26 protein-coding genes are annotated in these 26,820 nt (G+C 27.8%); 10 read left to right on the top strand and 16 right to left on the bottom strand.

The window, feature by feature from the left end; genetic code table 11:
• Nucleotides 1–65: 65 nt before the first annotated feature.
• The 10 genes from CP965_RS01060 to CP965_RS14400 all read right to left on the bottom strand — a co-directional run bounded on the left by CP965_RS01060 (nt 66) and on the right by CP965_RS14400 (nt 8,031).
• Nucleotides 66–881 carry an AraC family transcriptional regulator gene (locus CP965_RS01060; RefSeq protein ID WP_129060180.1) on the bottom strand — a complete coding sequence of 272 codons (816 nt, stop codon included), beginning with the start codon at nt 879–881 and terminating at the stop codon, nt 66–68.
• Nucleotides 882–959: 78 nt separating this feature from the next.
• Nucleotides 960–1,199 (bottom strand): type II toxin-antitoxin system RelE family toxin, encoded by a 240-nt coding sequence (locus tag CP965_RS01055; protein WP_206732225.1) that lies wholly within the window; start codon nt 1,197–1,199, stop codon nt 960–962.
• Nucleotides 1,196–1,444 (bottom strand): hypothetical protein, encoded by a 249-nt coding sequence (locus CP965_RS01050; protein ID WP_129060179.1) that lies wholly within the window; start codon nt 1,442–1,444, stop codon nt 1,196–1,198. Before CP965_RS01050 ends, CP965_RS01055 begins: the two co-directional genes overlap by 4 nt.
• Before the next feature lie 136 nt (nt 1,445–1,580).
• The gene (locus CP965_RS01045) at nt 1,581–1,862 is read right to left on the bottom strand and encodes a putative quinol monooxygenase (protein WP_129060178.1); all 282 of its coding nucleotides are present in this window, start codon (nt 1,860–1,862) and stop codon (nt 1,581–1,583) included.
• 82 nt (nt 1,863–1,944) lie between these two features.
• A complete protein-coding gene (locus CP965_RS01040) occupies nt 1,945–2,583 on the bottom strand; it encodes a LysE family translocator (RefSeq protein ID WP_129060177.1) in 639 nt (212 codons plus the stop codon).
• Nucleotides 2,584–2,712: 129 nt separating this feature from the next.
• Entirely contained in the window at nt 2,713–3,144 is a 432-nt protein-coding gene (locus CP965_RS01035) for a nuclear transport factor 2 family protein (RefSeq protein ID WP_129060176.1), read from the bottom strand.
• Nucleotides 3,145–3,384: 240 nt separating this feature from the next.
• A complete protein-coding gene (guaA, locus tag CP965_RS01030; protein ID WP_129060175.1) occupies nt 3,385–4,920 on the bottom strand; it encodes a glutamine-hydrolyzing GMP synthase in 1,536 nt (511 codons plus the stop codon).
• 135 nt (nt 4,921–5,055) lie between these two features.
• Nucleotides 5,056–6,450, bottom strand: a complete 1,395-nt coding sequence (gene nhaD / locus CP965_RS01025) for a sodium:proton antiporter NhaD (RefSeq protein WP_129060174.1) — start codon at nt 6,448–6,450, stop codon at nt 5,056–5,058.
• Between the two features lie 2 nt (nt 6,451–6,452).
• A complete protein-coding gene (gene nadB / locus CP965_RS01020; protein WP_129060173.1) occupies nt 6,453–7,901 on the bottom strand; it encodes an L-aspartate oxidase in 1,449 nt (482 codons plus the stop codon).
• 1 nt (nt 7,902) lies between these two features.
• Nucleotides 7,903–8,031 (bottom strand): hypothetical protein, encoded by a 129-nt coding sequence (locus CP965_RS14400; RefSeq protein ID WP_267285272.1) that lies wholly within the window; start codon nt 8,029–8,031, stop codon nt 7,903–7,905.
• 120 nt (nt 8,032–8,151) lie between these two features.
• On the opposite strand from CP965_RS14400, the gene CP965_RS14290 reads away from it, so the two are divergent.
• Complete coding sequence (locus tag CP965_RS14290) at nt 8,152–8,418, top strand: hypothetical protein (RefSeq protein WP_228712650.1); 267 nt, start codon at nt 8,152–8,154, stop codon at nt 8,416–8,418.
• Here the strand turns inward: CP965_RS14290 and CP965_RS01010 are convergent.
• Complete coding sequence (locus tag CP965_RS01010; RefSeq protein WP_228712649.1) at nt 8,402–9,085, bottom strand: M48 family metallopeptidase; 684 nt, start codon at nt 9,083–9,085, stop codon at nt 8,402–8,404. The two genes, CP965_RS14290 and CP965_RS01010, sit on opposite strands and share 17 nt — an antisense overlap.
• Between CP965_RS01010 and CP965_RS01005 the strand changes: the two genes are divergently transcribed.
• The 3 genes from CP965_RS01005 to CP965_RS00995 all read left to right on the top strand — a co-directional run bounded on the left by CP965_RS01005 (nt 9,073) and on the right by CP965_RS00995 (nt 11,827).
• The gene (locus tag CP965_RS01005) at nt 9,073–10,248 is read left to right on the top strand and encodes a pyridoxal phosphate-dependent aminotransferase (protein ID WP_129060170.1); all 1,176 of its coding nucleotides are present in this window, start codon (nt 9,073–9,075) and stop codon (nt 10,246–10,248) included. The two genes, CP965_RS01010 and CP965_RS01005, sit on opposite strands and share 13 nt — an antisense overlap.
• A 7-nt stretch (nt 10,249–10,255) precedes the next feature.
• Nucleotides 10,256–11,140: a cation diffusion facilitator family transporter gene (locus CP965_RS01000; RefSeq protein ID WP_206732224.1), complete on the top strand. Its 885-nt coding sequence runs from the start codon at nt 10,256–10,258 to the stop codon at nt 11,138–11,140.
• A gap of 93 nt (nt 11,141–11,233) precedes the next feature.
• Nucleotides 11,234–11,827 (top strand): FAD-dependent oxidoreductase, encoded by a 594-nt coding sequence (locus CP965_RS00995; RefSeq protein ID WP_129060168.1) that lies wholly within the window; start codon nt 11,234–11,236, stop codon nt 11,825–11,827.
• A gap of 27 nt (nt 11,828–11,854) precedes the next feature.
• Here CP965_RS00995 and CP965_RS00990 read toward each other — a convergent pair whose 3' ends face one another.
• Complete coding sequence (locus CP965_RS00990; protein ID WP_228712648.1) at nt 11,855–13,003, bottom strand: MFS transporter; 1,149 nt, start codon at nt 13,001–13,003, stop codon at nt 11,855–11,857.
• A gap of 129 nt (nt 13,004–13,132) precedes the next feature.
• On the opposite strand from CP965_RS00990, the gene abc-f reads away from it, so the two are divergent.
• The 6 genes from abc-f (at nt 13,133) to CP965_RS00960 (ending at nt 19,663) form a co-directional block, all read left to right on the top strand.
• Nucleotides 13,133–15,088 (top strand): ribosomal protection-like ABC-F family protein, encoded by a 1,956-nt coding sequence (gene abc-f, locus CP965_RS00985; protein ID WP_129060166.1) that lies wholly within the window; start codon nt 13,133–13,135, stop codon nt 15,086–15,088.
• 60 nt (nt 15,089–15,148) lie between these two features.
• A complete protein-coding gene (locus tag CP965_RS00980; protein WP_129060165.1) occupies nt 15,149–15,592 on the top strand; it encodes a GatB/YqeY domain-containing protein in 444 nt (147 codons plus the stop codon).
• Nucleotides 15,593–15,617: 25 nt separating this feature from the next.
• A complete protein-coding gene (locus tag CP965_RS00975) occupies nt 15,618–16,880 on the top strand; it encodes a GGDEF domain-containing protein (protein ID WP_129060164.1) in 1,263 nt (420 codons plus the stop codon).
• Entirely contained in the window at nt 16,864–17,958 is a 1,095-nt protein-coding gene (locus CP965_RS00970; RefSeq protein ID WP_129060163.1) for a glycoside hydrolase family 3 N-terminal domain-containing protein, read from the top strand. Before CP965_RS00975 ends, CP965_RS00970 begins: the two co-directional genes overlap by 17 nt.
• A gap of 327 nt (nt 17,959–18,285) precedes the next feature.
• On the top strand, nt 18,286–18,528 hold the full coding sequence (locus tag CP965_RS00965; RefSeq protein WP_129060162.1) for a helix-turn-helix domain-containing protein: 243 nt from the start codon (nt 18,286–18,288) through the stop codon (nt 18,526–18,528).
• Entirely contained in the window at nt 18,518–19,663 is a 1,146-nt protein-coding gene (locus CP965_RS00960; protein ID WP_129060161.1) for a type II toxin-antitoxin system HipA family toxin, read from the top strand. The genes CP965_RS00965 and CP965_RS00960 overlap by 11 nt, the downstream gene beginning before the upstream one ends.
• Nucleotides 19,664–19,891: 228 nt before the next feature.
• Here the strand turns inward: CP965_RS00960 and CP965_RS00955 are convergent, their stop codons facing one another.
• The 4 genes from CP965_RS00955 to CP965_RS00940 are packed head-to-tail and all read right to left on the bottom strand — an operon-like array spanning nt 19,892 to nt 26,704.
• Nucleotides 19,892–23,035 carry a type I restriction endonuclease subunit R gene (locus CP965_RS00955; RefSeq protein ID WP_129060160.1) on the bottom strand — a complete coding sequence of 1,048 codons (3,144 nt, stop codon included), beginning with the start codon at nt 23,033–23,035 and terminating at the stop codon, nt 19,892–19,894.
• Nucleotides 23,036–23,046: 11 nt separating this feature from the next.
• Nucleotides 23,047–24,024 carry an HNH endonuclease signature motif containing protein gene (locus CP965_RS00950; protein ID WP_129060159.1) on the bottom strand — a complete coding sequence of 326 codons (978 nt, stop codon included), beginning with the start codon at nt 24,022–24,024 and terminating at the stop codon, nt 23,047–23,049.
• On the bottom strand, nt 24,021–25,757 hold the full coding sequence (locus tag CP965_RS00945; RefSeq protein WP_129060158.1) for an AAA family ATPase: 1,737 nt from the start codon (nt 25,755–25,757) through the stop codon (nt 24,021–24,023). Before CP965_RS00945 ends, CP965_RS00950 begins: the two co-directional genes overlap by 4 nt.
• Complete coding sequence (locus tag CP965_RS00940) at nt 25,754–26,704, bottom strand: Abi family protein (RefSeq protein WP_129060157.1); 951 nt, start codon at nt 26,702–26,704, stop codon at nt 25,754–25,756. Before CP965_RS00940 ends, CP965_RS00945 begins: the two co-directional genes overlap by 4 nt.
• Nucleotides 26,705–26,820 lie beyond the last annotated feature (116 nt).

Raw genomic sequence — 26,820 nt, 5'->3', positions numbered from 1 at the left:
ATATAGAGATTTAAACTATAACTTAATAATAAGATTTAAAATAGTAGAAATGCGACACTTCAGATTTATTTATAAAAAAGTGAAGCTAGAGCCATATGTTCATTGTTTAAAAGGTCTTTGGGTGTAATCCCAGTTAGCTCTTTGAAATCTTTTACAAAGTGACTTTGATCAAAATATTCACTCTCATATGCAATGTCTGTCAAAGTTTCAGATTTTTTATTGAATAGTAATTGTAAAGTTGCTTGCAATCGAATTGCCTTGCTCAATTGCTTCGGACTTATGCCAATTTGTTTTCTAAAGTATCTTTCAATCTGTCTTCTCTTTGAAATATTATCTTTCAAGATGACATTTATTGGAGTTTTTCCATTAGTCTTTAATAAAGTATCAACTGTTGATTTTACAATATTATTTATTGTATTTTTTAAATTAAGTTTTTTTAATAAAAAAGTTTCAATAATATTGATTCTTTCTTGGGTATCTTTTGCATGTGCCATGTGTTGTTCTAATTCTTCAGCTTGTGTTTTTTCAAAAAGTTGTGATATTGGTGTTTCTTTATCGACCAAGTCTTTAAGAAGTGTTTGTATAAAATTTGCAAAACCAAGAGGATAAAAACATATAGCAAAAGTATCTACATCTCCAATAGGCAAAATATAATATGATTTTGTTCTCTGCCCCATTACCATTGCATTTGGATGAAGTATAAAGTCTTCTTTAGAAGTATATCTTTTAATTTTGTCTCCAAAATTAAAAGTCATTTCTATACAGCCATCTGGTAAAATTTTTTGCTTTTTATTTTTTGAATCAAAAGGCACTTCTAAAGTCCAATAAAACTTAACAATAGATTCTAAATCTTTATGTGGTTTAAATGTTTGATAGTTCATTTGTTGTTTATCTTTATAATATAACGTTTGACTTCAGTGACGCTGTGCGTTCACTGCAAAGTTTTGTTAGACAATTTACTACTTGTAAATATCACCTCTGCTATCAACTTTTAATATTTGAATCTCTTCCTCATTCATGTGAAAAAGTATTCTGTACTTTGAAACTCTGATTCTATAAATAGGAGGTATCTCATTACCTGTTAATCTTTTAACATCTCCATCTGGCAAGTTTTGAATGGCATTAAATATTTTTTCTTGAAGTTTTCTATCATATTTTGAAAACTTCTTTTCAAATGTCTTAGAATATGAAATAATCATAAGTTAAATTTATTTTTAAAATCTTCATTTGAGGTAAATTCATCATTTGCTAATATTGATAAAATCTCTTTTTCATCATCTGCTTTTAGTATTAAATTAGCTTGTTCTTTAGTTTTTGAATTTTTTGCAATATATTCACTAAGACTTTCTCTAATCATTTGTGAAATTGATTTCTTTTCTATAAAACTAACTGCTCTTACTTGTTCATATAATTCTTCATCAATTGTTAAATTTAATCTATGCATAAATACTCCTTTATGTAGTGATGTATAAGTGTATTATATCATAAAACTTTGTAAAAGTTTATTTCCTGTTTTTGGATAACGTTTGAGTTGAGAAATATTTGAGCCACAGGGTCAAATATTTCTCTCCTATGATTTGTTAGGTGTGGTGATACCCACCTTTTGGTGTATCACCAAAGAGTGACATTGCATTTTGCATTTGATCTTTTGGAAAAGCTTCAATAGATTTTATGTGAGATTCTTTCGAGTCCCATTTTTCTATTACTATAAACTTATTTGGAAATTCATCACTTTTTAATACTTCACACATTAGACATCCATCAGATGAAGTAATGTAAGGGATTAAAGATTTTAAAAAATCAAATAGTTCATCTTCTTTTCCTTCTGCTGATTGGAATTCATTTATTCTTGTAATACTCATAACTTTCCTTTATTTTTTAACCTAACGCCCCAATAAGCTACCAAAAGAAGCGAAGCGTCTTGAGGTCATATTAATTGGTTTGTTAACTACTTTTCATTAATGCCAACTTTGCCCCAAAACCAATAAATACAATACCAGTGATGGAGCTTAACCACCTTCTAAATCGAACGTTGTTAGTAGCACTTTTTATACGTGACAACATCAATACCATTGTTGAAAACCACACAAAGTTCACCACAACGTGAGCAGTTACCAATGCATATGCATTCATTGAACTCTCGTTTATGGATATAAATTGCGGAAAGGCCGCCAAATAGAACATTGACACTTTGGGGTTGAGCACGTTTGTTAAGAAGCCCTCTAAAAATGCTGTGCGCATCGAAATAGACTTCGTAGTTTTCTGAGCTAAATCTGATACTTTAATACTATCAACTTTGAAAGCAGCAATAAGTGATTTGATACCAATCCAAACTAAATAAGCTGCACCTAAAGATTTAAAGATAAAGAACGCTTGAGAAGATTGAACAAGAAGTACTGATATACCAAATATAGATAATGTTCCATGCACATAAAAAGCACCAACGAATCCCCAAATATTAGCGAAGCCCGCTTTTTGTCCAGACACTGGAACTGTTTTAGCAATAAGGAAACCATTCGGGCCAGGTGAAATAACCAACAGGGTCGCTACCGCTATAAAAGTTATGATGTTATTTATATCCATTTAATCTCCTTTAATAAACATGAGTGCTTAACTGACATCTAACTATTTAACAATAATAAATTATATATAAAACCAACTAATATGTCTAGCTGAAAATATAACCTACAGAAATCTTTTTTGAATAGTTTATTATGTGTTATTTCCCTCTGACAATACTGAAATTCTTTCTAAATCTCGGCTAGGGAAATCAGGATCTACATATACATACATACGACTAATAAATTTTCCAGTAAACTCAAATACACTACAAAAACGACCTATTGATATATTATTATCAGGCCAAGAAGTTCCATCACTCATCACTCCTCCTTCTTGTCCTTCAACAATTACCTTATTTTCAGCAGTTGTTATTTGAAAGCCATCTATATCATGCCATATGCTTGTTAAAGAACTTCCTATTCTATTACCAAATTCAATTAATGCCTTTTTTCCTTTTTTTTGTCCAAATTTAGGGAAGAAAAAATCAACATCATCTGAGAATAACTCAAGATAACTAGAGTCACCATTATCTACTTTCCTAAAATATTCAATCACAAGTTCTTTTAAATTGTCATTTTTCATAATTATTATATATCCTTATTAAATGTAAAGTTATTATATTGAAATTTTAGTAAATATACATTTTTTAAGAAGTGATTTATAGTTAAAAACTATTAAAATAATGAAAGATAAAATTAGATTTTTAAAATAAAAACTGTGAAAAGTGATAGATTTTGTTTAGATTGTGCTAGATTTAGGAGAAGATGTACTAAAAGTACTTCGAACCTAAATCTAGTGCAAGATGAATAAAAGCTATCGCTTTTATTCCCACTCAATTGTTGCTGGTGGTTTTGAAGAAATATCATAAACAACTCTATTAATCCCATCAACTTCATTGATAATTCTTCTTGAAATTGTTTCTAAGATATCATGTGGAATATGTGCAAATGTAGCTGTCATACCATCAGTTGCTTCAACTATTCTTACACATACAGTGTTATCATAAGTTCTATTATCACCCATTACTCCAACTGATTTTACATTTAGAAGTACTGTAAAGGCTTGCCATGTTTTATCATATAATCCTGTTGCATGAAGAACATCTAGCATAATAACATCAGCTTTTCTTAGTAACTCTAAATCAGGTTTATTTACATCTCCCATAACTCTAATAGCAAGTCCTGGTCCAGGGAAAGGATGTCTTCCAATCATATCCTTTGGAAGTCCAAGTTCTAATCCTAAAAGTCTAACTTCATCTTTAAAAATTTCTCGTAAAGGCTCTATTAACTCAAATGTCATCCAGTCTGGAAGTCCACCAACATTATGATGAGATTTAATTGTTTTTGAAGGTCCTTTTACAGAAACTGATTCAATAACATCTGTATAAAGTGTACCTTGAGCTAAAAACTCTATACCATCATGTTTTTTTGCTTCTTCATCAAATACTTCAATAAAAGTTTCACCGATGATTTTTCTTTTTCTTTCAGGGTCTGTAATACCTGCTAATCTTGAAAGGAAAGTTTCACTTGCATCAACAGTTATTAAGTTAACTCCTCTACTTTTAAACATAGCTTCTACTTGTTCTCTTTCATTTGCTCTAAGAAGACCATTGTCTACAAATACAGGAATAAGTTGATCTCCAATAGCTTCAGCTAAAAGTGTAGCAACTACAGAAGAATCAACTCCTCCTGATACAGCACAAAGAACTTTTTTGTTTCCAACTTGCTCTTGGATTTTAGTAATTTGTTCTTTAGCAAATGAACCCATATTCCAAGTTGATTCACAATCACAAATATATTTTGCGAAGTTTTTAAGGATTTTTGACCCTTGCTCTGAATGGTAAACTTCTGGGTGAAATTGAAAAGCATAAATTCTTTTATCCATATTTGCAATTGCGGCAAAAGGAGAGTTTTCACTTGTTCCAATAACTTCAAAACCATCGGCTAATTTATCAACTTTATCTCCATGAGACATCCAAACAGTTTGACCATCTGTAGTGTCTTTGAAAATATCGCTTGTCTTTTCAAATGTAAGTTTTGCTTTACCATATTCATGATGATCAGCAGGAATAACCGAGCCACCAAAATATTGAGAGATAAGTTGCATACCATAACAAATACCTAAAACAGGAAGCCCTAAATTAAATACCTCTTTATCAGGATGATAAGCATCTTCAGCATAAACAGATGCTGGTCCACCAGAAAGAATAATACCTTTTGGAGTTCTAGCTTTAATATCTTCTATGCTTTCACTAAATGGTACAATTTCTGAGTAAACACCAGCTTCTCTAAGTTTTCTTGCAATAATTTGTGTATATTGACTACCAAAATCTAATACAACTATTGGTACATGTTTCATTAAACAATTTCCTTTGTTTTAAAAGTATAGGCGATTATAGCTAAAGTGTAATTTGAAATTAATTAAAAAAAGTTTTAAAAAAGTAAGAAGAATTCATTGTATGAAGAAATAATCTTCATACAACAATAAAAAAATTTATCCAATATGATAAAAACCTAGAATCTCATATTGAAAATACCAAACTGCAATAGAAACAAAGTATCCTATTACAATAGTCCATGCAAGTTTCATATGGGCACCAAAAGTATAAATACCATGTAATTTACCCATAACACCTACTCCAGCAGCAGAACCAAATGAAATCATAGAACCACCTACACCAGCTGTAAGTGTTACAAGCATCCATTGGTCAAGTCCCATATCTGGGTTAGCTTTAAGAACTGCTGACATTACAGGTACATTATCAACAATAGCTGATAAGAAACCAACACCAATATTTGACCAAGTAGGTCCTAATACATCAGGTTGATATACAATTGCAGCTAATCCTAGCCATCCAATAAAATACAATGCTCCAACTGCCGCTAAAATACCAAAGAAAAACATTAAAGTATTATTTTCAATTTTTGCCATTGAATGGAATATATTAAAATGCTCAGTACCATATTTTCTTTGTAATCCATAAGAATAAACTTTAAGTAAAGAAAGACCAAACATCATACCCCACATAGCAGGTAAATGTAATACCTGATGAGACATTACTGCACAAAAAATAGTAAATACACCAAGTCCCATTACTACTTTTGCACCTTCTGCCATTTCTGGTTTACTTTCTTTACTTGCATCAAATGTTGGTTTATCATCTGGAACAAATTTAGATAATAAAAATGCAGTAACTAAATAACCTAAAACTGAAGCTGGGAATAAAAATAAGAAATCAGTAAAATGACCTTTTCCTGCTGTCCATGCCATAAGTGTAGTGATATCACCAAAAGGAGACCATGCACCACCTGCATTAGCTGCAACAACAATATTAATAGCCCCTGGTACTAAAAAGTCTTTTCTTGTTTTTTCAATAGTGATTAATACAGTAGAAAGAATTAATGCAGTAGTTAAGTTATCAGCAATAGGAGATAAGAAAAATGCAATAAATCCAGTTACCCAGAACATTTTTTTATAGCTGAAACCTTTTGAAACAAGATTATACTTTAATCTATCGAAAACTCCCATATGAATTAAAGACTCAATATAAGTCATTGCAACAAATAAGAAAAAGAAAATTTCTGCAATTTCTAAGATTAGATGTTGAGCTTGAGTATGTACTAAATCCATACTTAAGTCATTTAAAGCATAATATAACGCTACTAATACAAACATAAAAGTACCAATAAATAAAGCAGGTTTAGCTTTATCTATGCCGTACTTTTCCTCCGCTGCCACAAAATAATAACCAACAACAAATATAAACAAGCACGCAAATCCAACCCAAGTCATAGTTAAATCAGGTGCAATTTCTCCAGGGGTAGAATTTCCACCACTAGCTAATAATGTTATAGATGATAGAAGTAATACCATCAACAGTTTTAACATTGTTACTCCTTAATAAAATGAGCTCCAATTGAGACTTCTCTTTCAATTGCAGCTTTTAAAATAGATTTTGCCGTAAGTAGCCTTAAATATAGCAGTCTTCCAACATTTTCTTGTAAATATTGCTCTATAGTGCTTAAAGCCTCTTTTAAAGATTTTTTTTCTCTTACAATTGCTGCATTTTTCCACATAAGTTTTCTAAGAGAGTTTTTAATTTCTTTATCAATTTCTTGATTTCTAACATACTTTTTTATTGGTTTAGTATAATTGTCTTTTTGAATTTTGAAATTAGCTTTAAGACTATTTTCTACAGCTATTTTTGAAAAAACAATCCCTTCTAACAAAGAGTTTGAAGCTAATCTATTTGCACCATGTATCCCATTACAAGCAGATTCTCCAATTGCATATAAGTTTTTCATTCCAATAACTTTTGCAGAGATATCTGTTTGAATACCTCCCATTGAATAATGAAAAGCTGGAGAGATAGGAACTTTTTCAAAAGGCAATTCAAATCCTAAATCTTTTAAATTTGAATAAATGTTTGGGAATCTTTTTTTGAAGAAGTTTTTTTCAAATTTATCAAAAGAAAGATAAATTCCTAATTTTGTTTTTTGATGATAATCAAAGATTGAACGACTTACTACATCCCGTGGAGCTAACTCCCCATCTTTATGATAATCAAATAAAAATCTATATCCATTTTCATCTACAATATAAGCACCCTCTCCTCTTAAAGCTTCACTTAAAAGTGGCTTTCTTGCAAAATGAGTACCTTTTACTACAGTTGGATGAAACTGCATCATTTCCATATCTTTTAGTCTTAAACCTTTTTCAAGGCATAGACCTTGAATTTCTCCTGCTATTGCAGTTGAATTGGTATGATATTTATAAATTGAACCTACACCACCACTTGCAATAATAGTATTATGGGCATATACCACTTCTTCTTCAGTTTCATTAGTAAAAAACTGAACTCCATAGCAAATATCATCTTTAATTAAAAAATCATTAACAACAACATCAGTTCGAATATCATGATTACATAAAGATAATAAAAATAAATGAAGCATTCTTCCTGTAGCATCTCCATCAGCATGTAATATTCTACTTCTACTATGTGCTGCTTCCTTTGTAAAGGCTAACTCTCCTTTAGCATTTAAATCAAACTTTAAACCTGCTTCTATCAAGTCATCAATACAAGCCCTAGAATTTTCACTTAAAACTCTTACTGCTTCTTTATTGTTTTCATTAACTCCTGCTGTTAAAGTATCTTTTATATGAGGTTCAATATCTTCTTTATCAACAGCAGTAGCAACACCACCTTGAGCCCAAAAAGTATTACAATCCCATGGAGATTTTTTACATAAAACTAATACTTTTTTATCTTTGGGAATCAATCTTGCAGCATTGAGTCCTGCTACACCTGTTCCTATAATTACATAATCATATATCATATTATTTTGAAACTTGTTTTTTATTATTATCTACATAAGTAGGATTGTCTTTATATCCACACCCACTAAAAGATAATAAAATTCCTGCTATAATTAGCGTATGAAAAAAATTAACGAAATACTTAGTCATCTTAAAAATAATCCTGAATTCAGGAAAATCAATACACAAAAAACAATTCAAAACTTTATTGACTTGTTACCAGTTAACTTAAAAAAAGGCATTAAGTTTGCCTATATTAAGGCTGATACTTTGTATTTTGTATTAACTCATCCTGTTTATAAAATGGAGTTTGAGTATAACAAGAGTTTAATAAATACACTATTAAAAAAGTACCCTATTCTTCAAGTAGAACAACTAAAGTTTTTTGTTACAAACAAAAGAGAAAAAAAAGAAAAAATAAATATTAATAGTCCTATTTATAAAGAACGTTCATATGGAATATTTAGCAATCACTTAACAAATGAAAAATTTCATGATAAAATTGAAGAAATTAGAAAAATTATAAAAAACTCTTAAGAAGTTTCTCTCTTTGTTTATAATCATTACAATACTTTTGTACTAATTTCCAAAATGCTTTAGAATGATTTTTATGTTTTATATGTGCCAATTCATGGATTACTACATACTCAATCACTTCAATAGGAAACTGTGTAAGCAAAATATTAAAGTTTAAGCCATTTTTATAATTACATGAACCCCAAGTCCTTTTATTTTTTCTATACTTAATAGAAGAAGGATACAATTTCATAATACCTGAAAACTTCTCCACTAAAATTGGTATAAGCTTTTTTGTTTCATTTCTGTAAATATTTTCAATATCTTCTAAAGACAAGTTTTGTTTTTCATATCTTTTTCCATATAATAAATAAGTATCTTTATTTTCTTCTTCTTGTAAAAATATTTTTACTTTTTTTTCTATCCATTTTTCTTGCTTATTAACTAAGTTTACTGCATCTTTTTTTGTAAAAAAGATATGAGAACTTATCTCTAATAAATCCTTAGATTTTATTCTTAAATATGTATGTTTATTTGAAATTTTTCTTTTTAAATTTAAATTATAAATTTTTTCATTTATTTCAATTTTAAATTTTTCTATCACTTTTACTGACCACTTTCTAAGTAAATAATTGATACAATCATACTCTAAATTTACTAAAGGAAAAACATAAAATGAAAATTGCAAGTAGAATGGAAAACCTATCACCATCAGTTACAATGGCGATTACAGCTTTAGCAAGAGAACTTAAAGCACAGGGTAAAGACATTTTAAGTTTTAGTGCAGGTGAACCAGATTTTGACACACCTGAAGTTATCAAAGAAGCAGCAATAAAAGCTATCAAAAATGGACATACAAAATATACAGCTGTTGAAGGTACCATTGAAACTAAAAAAGCAATTATCAAGAAATTAAAAACTGACCACGGATTAGAATATAATTTAGATGAAATCATTGTATCAAATGGAGCAAAACATTCATTATTTAACCTTTTTCAATGTTTAATTGAAGAAGGAGATGAAGTAATTATTCCTGCTCCATATTGGGTTACATATCCTGAACAAGTAAAATATTCAGGAGGAACTCCTGTATTTATAGAAACAGATGACTCAACAGAGTTTAAAATTACAGCAGAACAATTAAAAGCAGCAATTACGCCTAAAACAAAAGTTTTACTTTTAAATACACCATCAAACCCTAGTGGTGCAGTTTATACGAAAGATGAACTACTTTCATTGGCTGAAGTTTTAAAAGGAACTGATATTTTAGTATTTACTGATGAAATGTATGAAAAAATCATCTATGATGGTAATAAATTTACTGCAGTAGCTTCTGTAAATGAAGATATGTTCCAAAGAACAATTACAATAAATGGAATTAGTAAAGCTGTTGCTATGACAGGATGGAGATATGGTTATGTTGCAACTGCCCATAAAGCACTTGTAAAAGCTATGACAAAACTACAAGGTCAAGTAACTTCAAATGTCAACTCTATTACTTTACAAGCAGCTGTTACAGCTTTAGATGGAAGTGCAGATGCTGATATTGAAAAAATGAGAAAAGAGTTTGAAAAAAGAAGAGATGTAGCCGTACAGTCTTTTAATGATATCAAAGGTATTTCTTGTGTAAAACCACAAGGAGCTTTTTATCTTTTTGTTAATATAAAAGAAATTGGTGGAGACTCTATGAAATTTTGTGCTGACCTTTTAGAAAAAGAAGGTGTTGCTGTAGTTCCTGGACTAGCTTTTGGAACTGAAGGTTATTTTAGATTCTCTTTTGCTACTGATTTAGCTACTATTGAAGAAGGTATAAAAAGAGTTAAAAAGTTTGTAGAAGAAAACTACTCTTAATATTATTATGACCCCACAAAAAAAAGCAACTCTTATATCAAGTAGTGTTGCTGCAATTCTTACTCTTATTAAATTAGCAGTAGGAGTTGCAAGTGGTTCAGTTGCAGTTTTGGCATCTGCAGTTGATTCTATACTTGATATGTTTGTATCTATTTTTAACTTCTTTGCCATCACAAACTCAGAAAAACCAGCAGATGAAAAATTTAATTATGGAAGAGGAAAAATTGAAGCTTTAGCCTCTGTAATTGAAGGTGTAATAATCTCTTTATCTGGAGTTTTTTTATTTTATCAAGCAGTAAAAAAAGCAATACATGAAGAGGCTTCTCAATACTTAGAAATTTCACTTATTGTAATGTTTATTTCTACAATTATAACAATCTCTTTAGTTTTGTTTCTAAATAAAACAGCAAAAGAGACTAATAGTATGATTATAAAAGCTGATGCCCTACACTATAAAACAGATGTCTATACAAATATTGCTGTTTTTGTTTCATTGTTGTTAGTAACATTTACAGGTTTTGAAATAGTTGATGTTATTGTAGGTGGAGCAATTTCTATTTTTATAATATATTCTGCTTTTGAACTAATTAAAACAGGTATTCTTGAACTATTAGACAAAGCAGTTGATGAAAGTATCGTTGAAGATATAATAAAGATTATAAAAGAAGAAGAAAGAGTTAATACTTTTCATTTACTAAAAACAAGAGAAGCTGCAAATAAAATCTTTGTAGAAGTTCATTTAGTTTTTGATTGTTTAATTACCCTAATGGAAGCCCACAGAGTTTCAGATAAAGTGGAAGAAAAGATAAAAAACCTTGATAAAAATAAACAATGGGAAATAAATATTCATCTTGACCCATATGATGATTTAGAAATTGACCACCAAAATTAATTATATAATTTTAAGTATCATTCTCAAAATACTTAAGTGATTTATTATTAACTAAACTATATACTACATAAAATTATATTGAAAGGATTTTATATGGTATATGATGTAGTTATTGTTGGAGCAGGTGCAGCTGGTTTTGGTTGTGCTTTAACACTTGCAAGTGCTAATGATAAGTTTGATTGGGCTAAAGATAAAACTTACTTAATGCTTGATAATGATGGTAGTGATTTAAAAGTAGGTAAATACTGCAATGTAGCAGGAGTAGAACCAGGAATCAATGGTGTAGACTTATTAGTAAATATGAAAAAACAATTGGAAAATTATCCTGCTTGCCAATTAAAAAGTGATACTGTAACAAAGATTGAGAAGAATGCAGAAAATTTTACTGTTACAACACAAAATGAAACTTTTGAAGCTAAAATTGTAGTTTTAGCTACAGGTTTACATAAATTTGAAATTGATTGTGAGGGTCTTGAAGTAAAAGATAATAACTTTGTACCAAAACCTAATCTTATCTATCTTGATAACAATAATAATATCATATCTGAAAACTTATATGTTGCAGGATTAGCTAGTGGCGTTCCTACAATGTTTTCTTGTGCTAGTGGAGATGGAGCTAAAGTTGCTTGCAATATATTTGAAAAATGGTCAGGTAAAATAGCTGTTGTTCATGATGTAAAAAGCTAAAGAATTTTTCTTTAGCTTTATCTTACTTTATTTCTCTTCAATAAAAAGTTTTCTTCTAGTAAATATTAAAATCAATGTTAAAAACAGTATAAAACAAAAAATATACAACACAATATTCCAACCAAATTTTTCATATATAATAGAAGGAATAAAAGAACCAATAGCTCCTCCTAAATAATAAAAAGTAAGGTACATTCCTGAAGTCAAAGATTTTTGAGAAGCTTTTAAAGAGTTTGCTAATCCAGTACTTACACTATGTACAGTAAACATTCCTAAACAAAAAAGAAAAATAAGTAAAAACATCGTCATAATATTTGGTAAAACTAAAAATACTGTTATAAAAAGAAAGAAAACAAGACCAAAGATAATAGTATTAACTTCTGTTTTAAAAAACCTAATAATCTTTTTTGAGTTTAAAGAGACTAAAATTCCCATTCCATAACCTAAATATAAAAGTGAAATTTGAAATTCTGAAATATCTGTTGAGATATCTTTTAATCTAAAAGGCAAGACATTTAAAACACCTGCAAAAACAAAAAATACACAAAACATTAATAAATAAATAGTAGTAAAACGTTTATCTTTTAAAATCTCTAATACATCACTTATTTTAGGTTTAACAATATCCGCTTCACCTTCATAACTTAATTTATTAATAAAATAAATAGAAACTAAAATAGCAAAAGAAAGAGAGTAAAAAACAAATTGATAAGAAAAATTTGTGGCAATAAAACCAGAAAAAACTCTACCTACTAAACCACCAAAAACTGTTGAGGCTACATAAATAGACATATTAAACTTCACATTTTCTTTGTCCATATTTGCTAAAATACTCATTAACGAAGTTAAAATAGCAGGAACAACTAAAGCCTCAACTGTTCTAAAAAACATAAAAAATTCATATGTGGTTGAAGAACCAAGAAAAATATTAGTAATAAAAAGAATTATAGATGAGTTTATTAGCATTTTCTTTGCATTTACTTTTTCAAGAATATATCCATATATTATTGGAGAAATTGCAAGAAAAAGCATAATAATCGCAGTAAACTGAGAAGCCTTTGTTACTGAGATATCAAATTCTCTTGCTAACAGTGGCTGTAAAGGCTGAGTAGCATACATCACTGATAAAATAATAATGATACAATAAACTATAATAAATAAATCAAACTTTTTCACAAAAGACATTATAGCAGAATTATAAAAAATATCATTGAAAAGGGATTTAACAAAAAAGTCATATGTAACCATTTTTTAGATATTATATCTACTTTAAAATTAACAACAATATGATTTTTTAGGAAATAAATGGCACTAATAGACTTACAAAACATTTCAAAACAATATGATATAAAAACTATTTTAAAAGATGTGAATTTTACCTTATTAGAAGGTCAAAGAATAGCAGTAATAGGTCAAAATGGTCAAGGAAAATCAACTCTTTTTAAAATAATAATGAACCAAGTTGAAGCAGATTCTGGTGAAATATCTATTGATAAATCTTTAAAAATTGAGATGCTAGATCAACAACCTAAGTTTGAACCTAACCTTAAAGTAAGAGATGCAATTGAAGCACAACTAGCTCAAATAAAAGAAGCAAAAAAAGAGTATGAAGAGATAACTTTACAAATAGCAAGTGATTATGAAAATAAAGAACTTTTAAAAAGACAAAGTGAACTTGCTACATATATTGATTTCCACAATGCTTGGGATTTAGATAATACTATAGAAAGAGTTTTAAAAGAGTTTCAACTAAAACAATATGAAGATAAAGATGTAAATCTTTTAAGTGGTGGAGAACAAAGAAGAGTAAGTCTTGCTGGACTTCTTCTTAAAAAACCTGATGTTTTACTTCTTGATGAACCTACAAACCACCTTGATGTATATATGGTTGAATTTTTAGAAACCCTACTTTTAAAAAACAATTTTACCTTACTATTTATTTCCCATGATAGATATTTTATTGATAATATTGCAACTTCTGTTGTGGAAGTTGAAGGAGGAAACTTAAAAAGATTTGATGGGGGATATTCTTCTTATTTAGAGCAAAAACAACAAATATTAGAAAATATGCAAAAAGACCATGAAAACCTTTTAAGACTTGTAAAAAGAGAAGCTCACTGGATGCAAAGAGGTGTAACAGCAAGAAGAAAAAGAAATGAAAGAAGAAAAGCTGAATACTTTGATTTAAAGAAAAAAGCTAAAACAAATCCAGGTGCTATAAAAAAAATGTCTCTAGAACTTCAAAGAGAACAAAAAGCATTTAATACAGAAGAGAAACAAAAAAATAAAAAGAAAATGCTTTATGAATTAGATGATATTTGTAAGAGTTTAGGAGATAAAGAGTTAATTAAAAATTTTACTACAAGAATTCTACAAAAAGACACTATCGCTATTGTAGGTCCAAATGGAAGTGGAAAATCAACTTTACTTAAAATCTTTATGGAAAAATTACAAATAGATTCTGGATCCTTCAAAAAAGGAGACTTTGATATAGGTTATTTTGACCAGCAAAGAGAAATGCTTGATGATAATAAAAACCTGATGGAAACTTTCTGTCCAAATGGTGGGGATAGAGTTGTTCTTGATGATGGAAGAAATATGCATGTTTTTGGATATTTAAAAAACTTTCTTTTTCCAAGAGAATATTTAGATAAAAAAATTGGTGTATTAAGTGGGGGAGAAAAAAATAGAGTTGCCCTTGCTTTGCTTTTTACTAAAAAAGTTGATTGTCTAATTCTTGATGAACCTACAAATGATTTAGATATCCCAACAATTAATATTTTAGAAGAGTATTTACAAAATTTTCAAGGGGCACTAATTTTTGTATCCCATGATAGATATTTTGTAGATAAAATTGCAAAAAAACTATTTGTGTTTAAAGGTTATAATGGAATTGTTGAAGAAAGTTTTCAACCTTATACAGAATACCTTGAAATAGAAAAAGAGTTAAAAGACTTAAGTCTTTTAGAGTCTGACAATAATAAACAAGACAATAATAATACAAAAATAAAAAACAAAGAGAAAAAACAAACTAAACTTTCATATAAAGATCAAAGGGATTATGATTCTTTACCAAAAGAAATAGAAAAACTTGAAGATAAAATTGAAGAAATAAATCAATGTTTAGCTAATCCAGCTTGCTATGAACAAAAAGGGATAGTCGCCGTTTCAAAGGAGCTTGAAGAGGTTCAAGAAATTTATGAAGAAAAGGTAGAAAGGTTTTTACAGCTTGAAGAACTCTTAGAAAGTTTTAACGAGTAGTTAAAAAAAACAAGCTATAATTAATCAAAAATAATTTTATAAAACAAAAAGGTATATTATATGAGTTTAAAACAACAATTAAAAGATGATTTAAAAATTGCAATGAGAGAAAAAAATATTGTAAAAAGAGATTCTATTAGAGCTATAAATACAATGATTAAACAAATTGAAGTTGATGAAAGAAAAGAATTATCAGATGAAGATGTTTTAAAACTTATTCAAAAAGGTATTAAGCAAAGAGAAGAATCAATTGCTCAATATAAAGAAGCTAATAGAGATGATTTAGTAGAAAAAGAACAGGAACAAGTGGATATTTTCAAGAAATATATGCCACAACAATTATCTGATGAAGATTTAGAAACACAAATGAAAGAAATCATTTCACAACTACAAGCAACAACAATAAAAGATATGGGTAAAGTTATGGGACAAGCAACTAAAAAACTAGCAGGTGTTGCAGATGGAAAAAGAATCAACGAAATGACAAAAAAACTTTTAGGATAAACTTTAAAATATATTAGGAAAATTGATGGATAACAAAATAAATAGTGTTGTAAAAGACACACTTCTTAACCTAAGGAAAAGAGGAGTTCCCGCAACTCCTAATGAATATCATAAAGAGTTTTGTAAAGTTTCAAAAACATACAATTTATCTGTAACAGAATGTAAACAATTTAAAAGCTTAGTCCAAAAACTAACAAAAAATGAACAAATAGAAATAAAAGCAAAAGGTATTGAAACCTTTGAGGATATGATACCTGTTTTACTAAATAGAGTTTCAAAAGACCAAGTAAATTCTTTATCAAAACTTTTTCAAGAAGCTGTAACTCCATCTATTAGTATTGGGGTAAATGAAGAATTAAAAAAATTCTCAGTGAAAATAGGTAATTCTCCTGCTTTAATATTTGAAGAAGATATTCAAAAAGAAATGCAAGAATTCATTACACAAAGATTTGAAGCAGATAAAAAGATAGTTAAACAAAAAACCTCTGATATTGCAAAACTACTTACTCTCATGGGACAATATTTTAATGATGCTATTCAAAGTAGTGGAAAAGGTTCAGAAGAAGTTTCTAATATTAAATCACAAATCCAATCAATTGATATGGAAAATACAAGTGGTTTAGAAGAACTATCACAACTTCAAAGTCAACTTATAGATGCAGCACTTTCAATTGAAAATGAAATGACAAGTGTAGGAGAAAAACTTCACTCAGGAAAATCTGATGTTCAAAAACTAGAACAAAGAGTGCAAGAGCTTGAAAAAGAGCTAGATAAAACAAGAGAAGAAAGTGCAAAAGATCATTTAACAGGTCTTTTAACAAGAGGAGCTTATGAAGAAGCAATTAAAAGAATTGAAAGTGCATATGAAAGAACAAATAATCAATTTGCAATAATTTTCTTTGATTTAGACCATTTTAAAAAGATAAATGATACTCACGGACATAAAGCTGGAGATATTATTCTTTCTACTTTTGCAAAGGTATTAAATAAAAATACAAGAGAATTTGATATAGTAGGTAGATACGGAGGAGAAGAGTTTGTTGCAATTATTCATTTTAATTTAAAAAGAGAACTTCTTAAATATTTAAAAAGAATAAAAACAATAATAAATGACAATGACTTTATATATAAATCAGAAAAAATTCATGTAACTTTCTCAGCTGGTGTTGCTATAAGAAATAATCACTCTTCTTATGAAAATGCTATTCAAAAAGCAGATATGCTACTTTATGAAGCAAAAGAAGGTGGAAGAAATAAAATTATAATTGAAGATGGTACAGTTATTTAAAGTTTTTTTACTAATTCTTTTTTTATTCTCTTCTTTAAATGCAAAAGATATTTATACAGAAGAAGAAATAAAAAAATTTATAGGGAAAACTATCATTATAGGTTTTGATAGTTTTTCTTTAAATACTCAACTAAAAGAAGATATAAAAAAATACAATCTTGGTGGAATAATTCTTTTTAGTAAAGACTACAAGACAAAACAACTTAAAAATATAAAATCCCCTAAACAACTAAAAAAACTAATAAATGATATTCAAAACTATTCAGACTATAAAATGATTATTTCTATTGATCAAGAAGGTGGCAAAGTTCAACGGCTGAATAAAACAAATGGTTTTACAAACTATCCAAGTGCCAAAGAAATTTCAAAAAAATCAAAAAAAGAAATACAAAATATTTATTCAAAACTCTCAAAAGAACTTACCAGCTATGGATTTAATTTAAACTTTGCACCCGTAGTTGATCTAAATAAAAACCAACATAACTATGTAATAAATAAACTTGAAAGAGCTTATTCAAAAGATACAAATAAAGTCGTTGAAATAGCTTCAATTTTTATAGAAGAACAGAAGAAAAATGGTATTTATTCTGTACTAAAACATTTCCCTGGACATGGTTCTTCAAAAGAAGACTCCCATAAAGGCTTTGTAGATATATCAAATACTTGGAGTGAAGAAGAATTACTCCCATATAAAGAACTTATTAAAAAAAATAAAGCTGATTTTATAATGACAGCACATGTTTTTAATAAACAACTAGACAAAATATATCCTGGAACACTTTCATATAATATAAATACTAAGTTATTAAGAAAAAAACTGAAATTTAAAGGTCTTATAGTAAGTGATGATTTACAAATGAAAGCAATATCAAATCACTATACTTTGAAACAAACACTAAAGTTAGCTATTAATTCAGGGATTAATATTTTAGTATTTGGAAATCAATTAGGAAATACTAAGCTTGAAACAATAGTAAATACTATATTTCAATTAATACAAGAAAAAGAAATACCTTTATCTAAAATATTAGAATCTAATAGACTAATCAATAAGTTTCTCCTGCCCTATTCTATATAGGAGAGGAAATACTTTAAATAGACCATTAAAAGAGTAATATTTTTAAAAGGTGTACTTTTAGGTGTACTTATTTATCTACTTATTCAAATTTGAGATAATTACTTAAATCCTCAGATATTTTATCATCTATCCATTTTGGTTCTAAAATCTTCATATACCTATCAGCATATTTTATTCATGTTATTTTTTATCATTATATTTAAGTCATAATTATTTTTACCTCAAGTATCAAAAATACACTCTAAAATGAATTTTAAACATGAAATATACTTCTTTTTTTATAAATTTTTTGCTATTATATGAAATATACTTCTTAAAAGGATCAAAATGAACCTATCACAACTAGGAAAAGAAATTCAACATTTAAGAAAAAGTAAGAATTGGTCACAAAATGACTTAGAACAATATTCAGGTATTACGAAAAGAACTATATCTAAAATTGAAAATGGATTTATAGATGAAGTTGGAATAAAGAAAGTTGAGACTTTATTAGATTTATTAGGTCAAGAGTTTGCATTGCGTCCAAAAGGAAGACCAAAGACATTAGAGGAGCTACAAGATGAGCAATAATATTAAAGTATTTATTAACAAAACAGATAGTGGTTCTTTATCTTTAGAAAATGAACAATACGTATTTAATTACAAAGAATCTGCAAAAGATGTTGTAAGTCTTACTATGCCAATTAGAAGTGCTAGTTGGAATAGTAAAAAACTTCATCCTATATTTCAAATGAATATGCCAGAAGGGGCTTTAAAAGAAACTATTATTAATCATTTCTCCAAAATACAAACAATGGATGATATAAACTTATTAAAACTTATTGGTCCTTATATGTTAGGTCGGGTAAAGTTTGAAAAAGTACCTAACATAGATGAAAGTTTAAAACTAGATGATATTCTAAACACATCTTCAAAAAATCTATTTGATGAACTTCTTGAAAGATTTGCTATACGTTCAGGTGTATCAGGGGTGCAGCCAAAACTACTACTTCAAGCACATGATAAAACTACAATGAAGTTTGAGCATTTTATTGTAAAGTCTTGGGAAAAGAACTATCCAAATCTAGCATTAAATGAATATTTTTGTATGAAAGCTTGTAATTATTCTGGACTTCCTACACCAGAATTTTATATAAGTGATGATTTTACAATGTTTGTAATGAAAAGATTTGATATAAATAATGACAAATATTTAGGGTTTGAGGATATGTGTGTACTTACAGCACGTGGAACAGAACAAAAATATGATGGAAGTTATGAAGAGTGTGTTAGAGTAATAAAAGATATTATATCACCAACAAAAAGAAAAGAGAGTTTAAAAATCTTTTTTAAAGCTATAATTATGAATCATTTACTAAAAAATGGTGATGGTCATCTTAAAAATTATGGGATTCTTTATCAAAATGATTTTGAAGACTCATATCTTGCACCTATTTATGATGTAATTACTACTACTATTTATTTAAAAAATGACATCCCTGCTTTAAGACTTAGTGATGGTAAACTATGGTGGAAAGAAAAAACCTATAAAGCTTTTGCAAAACTAAGCTGTGGATTATCAAATAGTGAATATACCTCAATACTAAATGAGTGTAAAGATGCAATAATTAAAACTAAAAAAGAAATCAAACAATTTCAGCAGATACAACCTGATGTAAAAGAGTTTTTAGAAGACTTAATTTTATGTTGGAGTGAAACTATTTAAAATAATTGAGACTAGCAATGAGGGAATGCCAATAATACTTCCCTCATTTTTATAATGAATTTGAGAAAAGGTACAATGAAAATCTTAATAAGTCGTAGGTGTTAACTGATTAAAAAACTGTCTACACTATCGGGGTCATTCCAAAAGTTAAATCAAGTAGTTTTTTTCTTGATTCTACTAGTAATTTACTCACTTCTGACATTTTTTAACCTCCATTTATAATGTTAATTAATTTTTATACTTTTTAAAATTCTCTGCTTGTTCAAATATCTCTTTAAATACTTCATCTTTTGTAATTGGTGGATATCCATGTTTAGCTAAAAGCATAATAAGGTCAACTTTTAGTTCGGCTTTTATATCATCCCTTACATCCCAATCTGTATATTTTGTTTTATCATCAACTACTATTTTTACTTCACGAGATAGTTCTATTAACTTATCTTCTGGATATGAAAAATCAAACTTAATAGCAATACTTTTTAATATATCGTAGAAAGCTTTTTCTTCAAAGTCTATACCCATATCCCCAAAAGATTCTTTCTCTTTTTTCAACTCTTCATAAAGGTCAATAATCTCATCAGTGAAGTCCTCTAAGACTTCACTAACAAGGACATCTTCTTCTTTTCTTTCATTATATTTTTCAACTAACGCTGTAAATTTTTTAGAAAAGTCTGTAGCTTTTACTTTATTTACTTTTTTAAAATCTTCTAATGCTTTTGCTAATAGTTGTTGCAGTAGTTTTATCTTTGTGTTTGGTAATTTGATTTTATTTATCTTATTAATATAATCTTCATCAAAAATATCAACTTGAGCTTCATCTTCTGAGCCTAATTTAAATATTTCCTCAACGCCATCACTTTTAAGTGCTTCTGTTATCATCTCTCTAACTTTTGCATTCATTTGTGCAGTATCAGGAGCATAACCTTTTGTAAGCTTTATTACAATACTTCTAATGGCTAGGTAGAAGTGAATATAATCTTTTTCATTTTGAGTAAACTCTTCACTTCCACAACAAATATCATAAGCAGATTTAAGTCTTTTTACAAGATACATAAATCTTGTCTCAAGCTCTTTTGTAAGCTGTACATATTCACTAGCTCTATTTAAACAATCTAATTGTTCTGTTGGTGTTCCATTGAAATATAAATTACTATCAAACTTATGGAATAGTTTTGATAATAAATCCAATTGGTCACGCACCACTACAATTGAGGCTTTTATATCTTCAAAGTTCTGACTATCCATTTGTGAAAACTGTTTTAAGGCTTTATTCATAGCTGTTTTTATACCTATATAATCAACTACTAGCCCTTTTTCTTTTCCTGCAAACTTTCTATTTACCCTTGAAATAGTTTGTATAAGGTTGTGTTGTTGTATTGGTTTATCTATATAAATAGTATCTAAGAATGGTACATCAAACCCAGTAAGCCACATATCTACTACTATAGCTATTTTAAAGTTTGATTTTTCATTTTTAAACTGTGTATCTAAAGTCTTTCTGTACTCTTTAGTTCCTAGTAAATCATATAACTCTTTTTCATCATCTTTATTTCTAGTCATAATCATTTTTAGTTTTTCAAGAGGTAATATCTCTTTTTTCTCTTTATCAGTAAGTTCTACACCATCATCTGCTACACTTTTTTCATTCCACTGTGGTCTTAAAGCAATAAGCTCACGAAAGAGTGCATAAGCTATAGGTCTTGAGCTTGACACAAACATAGCTTTGCCTTTTAGTGTGGCACCTTCACTTACTCTTTTTTCATAATGTTCTACAAAATCTTTCGCAATTGCTTTTATTCTATCAGGATCACCAAGTATTTCACTCATATTTGACATTGATTTTTTACTATCTTCTATTTGGTGTTCATTTGCTCCTGCTTTTGCACAATCATCATAGTATTTTTCAATATCTTGTAATTTTGAGTTATCAAGTAGAACTTTAGCAGCTCTTCCTTCATATACTATCCTTACTGTGATTTCATCTCTTACTGATTCTGTCATAGTATAACTATCTACTACATCTCCAAATACATCAAGAGTAGCATCTATAGGAGTTCCTGTAAATCCAACATAAGTAGCATTTGGCAATGAGTCATGTAGATACTTTGCAAAACCGTAAGTTTTTTTCAAACCATCTTTAGAAGTCTTTACTTTTTGCTCTAGGTTTATTTGGCTTCTATGTGCTTCATCAGATATACAGATGATATTTGTTCTTTCACTTAGTATCTCTATATCTTCTGTAAACTTATGAATAGTAGTTAAAAATACTCCACCACTCTCACGACCTTGTAGTTTTTCTCTTAAATCAGCTCTACTTTCAACACTTACTATTCCATCATCACCTATAAAGCCTTTAGCATTAGAAAATTGAGAACTAAGCTGTGTATCCAAGTCTGTTCTATCTGTGATAAGTATAATAGTAGGACTTGAGAACTCAACACTTTTCATTAACATTCTTGTTAAGTAAAGCATAGTAAAGCTCTTCCCACACCCAGTGGCTCCAAAGTATGTACCACCTTTACCATCACCATTTGGTTTTTGATGTAACTTTATATTTTCATAGAGTTTTCTTGTAGCGTAGTATTGAGGGTAACGACAAACTATCTTTTCTTCTTTTTTTGATTTATCAGGCATATAGATAAAGTTATGAATAATATCTACTAATCTTTCTTTATCAAACATACCTTGAAGCATAGAGTGCATAGATGCAATACCATCTACATCTATTTCATCTCCAGTAATCTTTCTCCAAGAGTAAAAGAACTCATAAGGTGCAAAAAATGAACCTGCTTTATTATTCACTCCATCACTTATGACACAAAAGGCATTATATTTAAAAAGTTCAGGTATATCTCTTCTATACCTTGTAGTTAGTTGTACAAAAGCATCATGGATAGTTGCTTCTTCTCTTATGGCACTTTTAAACTCAAACACTACCAATGGAATACCGTTTATATACAGTATTCCATCAGGTATTCTTTTTTCATAGCCCATAATTTCAAGTTGATTTACTATTTTAAAACTGTTTTTATTCACATCCTCATAATTTATAAACTCTATGTAAATATCTTTTTGTGAAGCATCTTCTCTTTTTAAAATAAATCCATCAGATACTAGTTTCATAATAGATTTATTAGAGTCGTATAAATCACTTGCAGGGAAAGATTGTAGTTTCCTTACTATTTGAGTAATTTCACTATCAGTTATATTATCACTTTTATATCTACTTTTTAGATACTCTTTTAAATCGTCTTCTAGTAATACTTCACTTTCATCTCTTTGTATATCTTTACCAAACTGATAGATAATGCCTTGATTTTCAAGTAACTCTACAAATGCTAGTTCTAATTTTTCTTCTGTAAATTTATTCATTATTAATCTCTCTAAATTAATTTTAATTCTTCACTGATATCTCTAACCAGCTTACTTAAAGGTCTTTTATGTAAATCTTCATCTCTTTTATAATTAGACAGTAAATATCTGTAAATTTCATCCTCGGAAAAACCAAAATTTTTTAATTCTTCTATATAACTTTTTGGATAATATGCTTTTTTTATTAAAAGCTCTACAACAACATCTTTATGTTCCTTATATAGCTCTTCTAATTTAAATACTTCTAGACTAGCTTTATTCCCATATAATTCAATTTCAAAACTATCAAAATCATATTTTTTACTTTCAACATTAAAAAAATTTATATTATTAGGGCTAATAGAAAATTTAAACTCATCTTTTTTTACTTCATACGGATTTGTTATAGGATACTGATAATATGTATCTTTTGATTCTTTTGCTCCAAATCCATTACATGTAGGACATGATGGGATTAAATTAAAATATGAACATGCAAGGAAAGGATAAAGTGATTTAGGATAGAAATGATCAATTTCTGGTTTCACACTACCTTCTTCATTTAATGAGAAGGTATAGTTTCTATTACAGTATGGGCATGTTTTTAAATCTATAATTTTAATAAATTGTAGCTTATCAATTTTATCATAACCATATTTTTCAAAGATACTACGTAAAAATATATCTATTGTTCTCTTTTCGTCATAAAATTTATTATAAAAAAATTGTAAACCTATATTTTTAAATCGGGGTTCTTCATACATTTTTTTATATATCTGAATTATTTTAACTAATTCATTTGGAGGTGAAAGCATAACTCTTTTTAGATATTCTTCATTTTCAAATTGTTCTATAATTTTAATTATTTTTTTTGTTAAACTGTAGTTTTTATTTTTCCAAGATATTTTCTTTTGTTTTTTTATTACAGTAATACGTCTTAATATTTCAGATTTATAATCATTATAAAACTTTTCTAATATAGTGTCTTCAGGATAAGATATTTGAATCATAATTCTTTTAACTCTTTTTCAATTAAGTTCTTTTGTTTTAATAACTCTTGTTTTCTTTGTTCTCTTATAAAATCATCATTAAATTTTTTATAATACATATCCAAAAGTTTTGTTTTTAAAAAATCTTCTCCAACAGAATTTATAGTATGTTTAATCTTATTTATTGGAATATCAATAAATGAGTTATTGCCATTTAAAAATTTAATTATTTTATCTATTGTATTTTTTGCAAATTCTCCCATAAGTCCATTATTCATAAAAAATCCATGTGACAATAAAGTATGAATATTTGATCCAAAGGTTTTAATATTAATCTCACTAGTAACATTTTTACAATTACCTATTTTTTGTATGTTATTTTTTACTTCATAATCATTTTCTTTATACTTATCTAAAAAAACTATATTACCTTTTGGAAGATCTGAGAGAATAAATGGAGAATGTGATGTCATTATAAAATTAAAAGTGTCATTCTTGAAAAAGACATTTATAAAATTTGTTATTAACGAAATAAACTTTTTTTGCCAATTTGGATGTAGTAAAGTATCAGGTTCATCAACAATTATTGTGAATTTACTAACTCCGGATTTCTTCATATTCAAAATATGATTGTACATATTTGTAATTAGGTAAAGTAGTTTTTCCTCCCCACTACTTAACATTGGAGTAAAACTAAATTCCAAAATATCATGCCTTATTTCTTCTATAAATTCAAGGTATTTTTCAATAAACTTTTCAAATTCAAGATCAGACTCTACTAGGTTTATAAAACTATCCCAGATAAAAAAGTAATCATAATTCTGAGTCATTAAGGAATTATATATATTGACAAAATTAATATTTTTTTGACTTAATATAAATTTTTTAATTTCATCATCTTTTAAATAACAAAAAATCAAACAAAGAATTTTAAATCTATTGATTGTTAATTTTTCTTCATCAAAATTAGTATACATATTTTTTAAAAATTCATCTCTTTTATAATTATCTTTAAAACTAGGTGAAGCTAAAAAGATTTTTCCCAAATCTTTGAGTTGAAATTTGATATTCTCAATTTTAAAATGTTCAGCAATAAATCTTTTTAAATTGGGATAATGCTTTAAAATTATATGCAAATACTTACTTTTAAGATAACTAAAATGATTATTTAGAACTAAATTAGAATAAGAAGAAGCTAGAGTATCATCATTTTTTTCTTTTTTTGAATTAATTGAGACAATATTAAAAAGCTCTACAGAGTTCTTATGTAAATCTGAAATAAAATCTATCTTTTCAGTCAAATGAAAAAATCTTCGAGGTATTAAAAAGTCACTCATTTTATATGTGTTAATATCTATGAATGATTTCATAAAAAGTAATGAAGTTCCATATTTGTTTAATGATTCAGGATTTAATGTTATCTCAAATCGAGTTTCATTCTTTATATTTTCCTTTTTTAAGTTTTTATGAAAGACTAATAATTTATTATTATATTTAAAAACAAATATACCGTTATATTCATTTTGTTCTAAAATAAAATCTAATAAACTACTTTTTCCACTACCATTTTCTCCAACTATTGCAGTAATATTAAGATTATCAGGGAAAATATTTATATATTCTTTACCCGTTATTGCTAGTTCTTCTGTATCTTTATCATACCTACATTCAAATCTAGGACTAAAATTAAACCTCTGATTTTTTATATTTTTATACTCTTCAACCCATAAATAGATTAATTCAAATTTACTCATTTATCTCTCCAAATTGGATTATTTTCCCAGTTCTTTATAAATCCCATTTTTTCTATATCTACTTCAGGATATTTTTTTATTAAGGATTTTATTTTAGCTTTAAATTCTAATTCATCTTCACCAATACAAGTTAATATATACTCTATAACTGTTAGTGCAAAAAAGATTTTATTTTTACTATCTGATAACTCTTTAAAAGATTCATGTTTTCTTGGAACTTCAAAACTAACGCCTAAAGTCTTGTTCCAAAGTCTACTATGATGAGCACAAGCATTTCTTACACTTGATAATGCTTTGAACCATTTGAAAAATACTACTTTATTAATTTCACCCATAGATGATATTACTTCATTTTGTTCTTTTTCTTGTAAAAGCATAAATAGTTTTGATAAAGAGCCAAATGAAATAATCTCTACAACTGTCCAAATAGGCAAATCAGTAGTATTATATTTATTTTTAAAGTGCCTTATAAATACTTCTTTAGAACGCTCTTTTTCTTTTAATATATCTTTGTGAAGTTCATCAAATTCTGTTTGTTTATTTGTTCTTAGTGTTGATATATCTAAGTAACCAAAAGCATCATAAGATTTTGCATGATGGTAAGCTATTTGTGTTCTAAGATAAATCTCTATAACCTCAATAGCTTCAAATATAATCTTTCTAAGTTCTGTATCAAAGTAGTATAGTTTTATTATATTTTCAAAAGTTGTATCTGGTAAAAATTTATTTTTATTTTCTAAATTTTTAGGATATTGGAAAGGTAAAAAGTAAGCACTAAGTCTATAATAATTTATATGTTGTAGTTTCGTAAGTACATATTGAGGATTTGAAATGATTAAATCTCTTTGTTTTAAAAGTTCTAATTGTTCTTCAAAAGTCTTATGTTCTTTTTGGTAAGTGTTTTCTTGATTTTTTAATGATTGTAATTGTTCTTGAAGGTTATTCATAAAGAAGACCCTCTCTTTGGCACATTGTTAAGAGGTGGAGGGGGTGTGTTAGTGAAAGTATAACTTACATAATCTTTAAGTGCACTTAGAGTACATCGGGCTACAATCCCGAAGCT

This window comes from Halarcobacter mediterraneus (genome assembly GCF_004116625.1).
GTDB classification, from domain to species: domain Bacteria; phylum Campylobacterota; class Campylobacteria; order Campylobacterales; family Arcobacteraceae; genus Halarcobacter; species Halarcobacter mediterraneus.
Note: the sequence above shows the minus strand (reverse complement) of the source record. Positions and strands in the feature narration are given on the sequence as shown.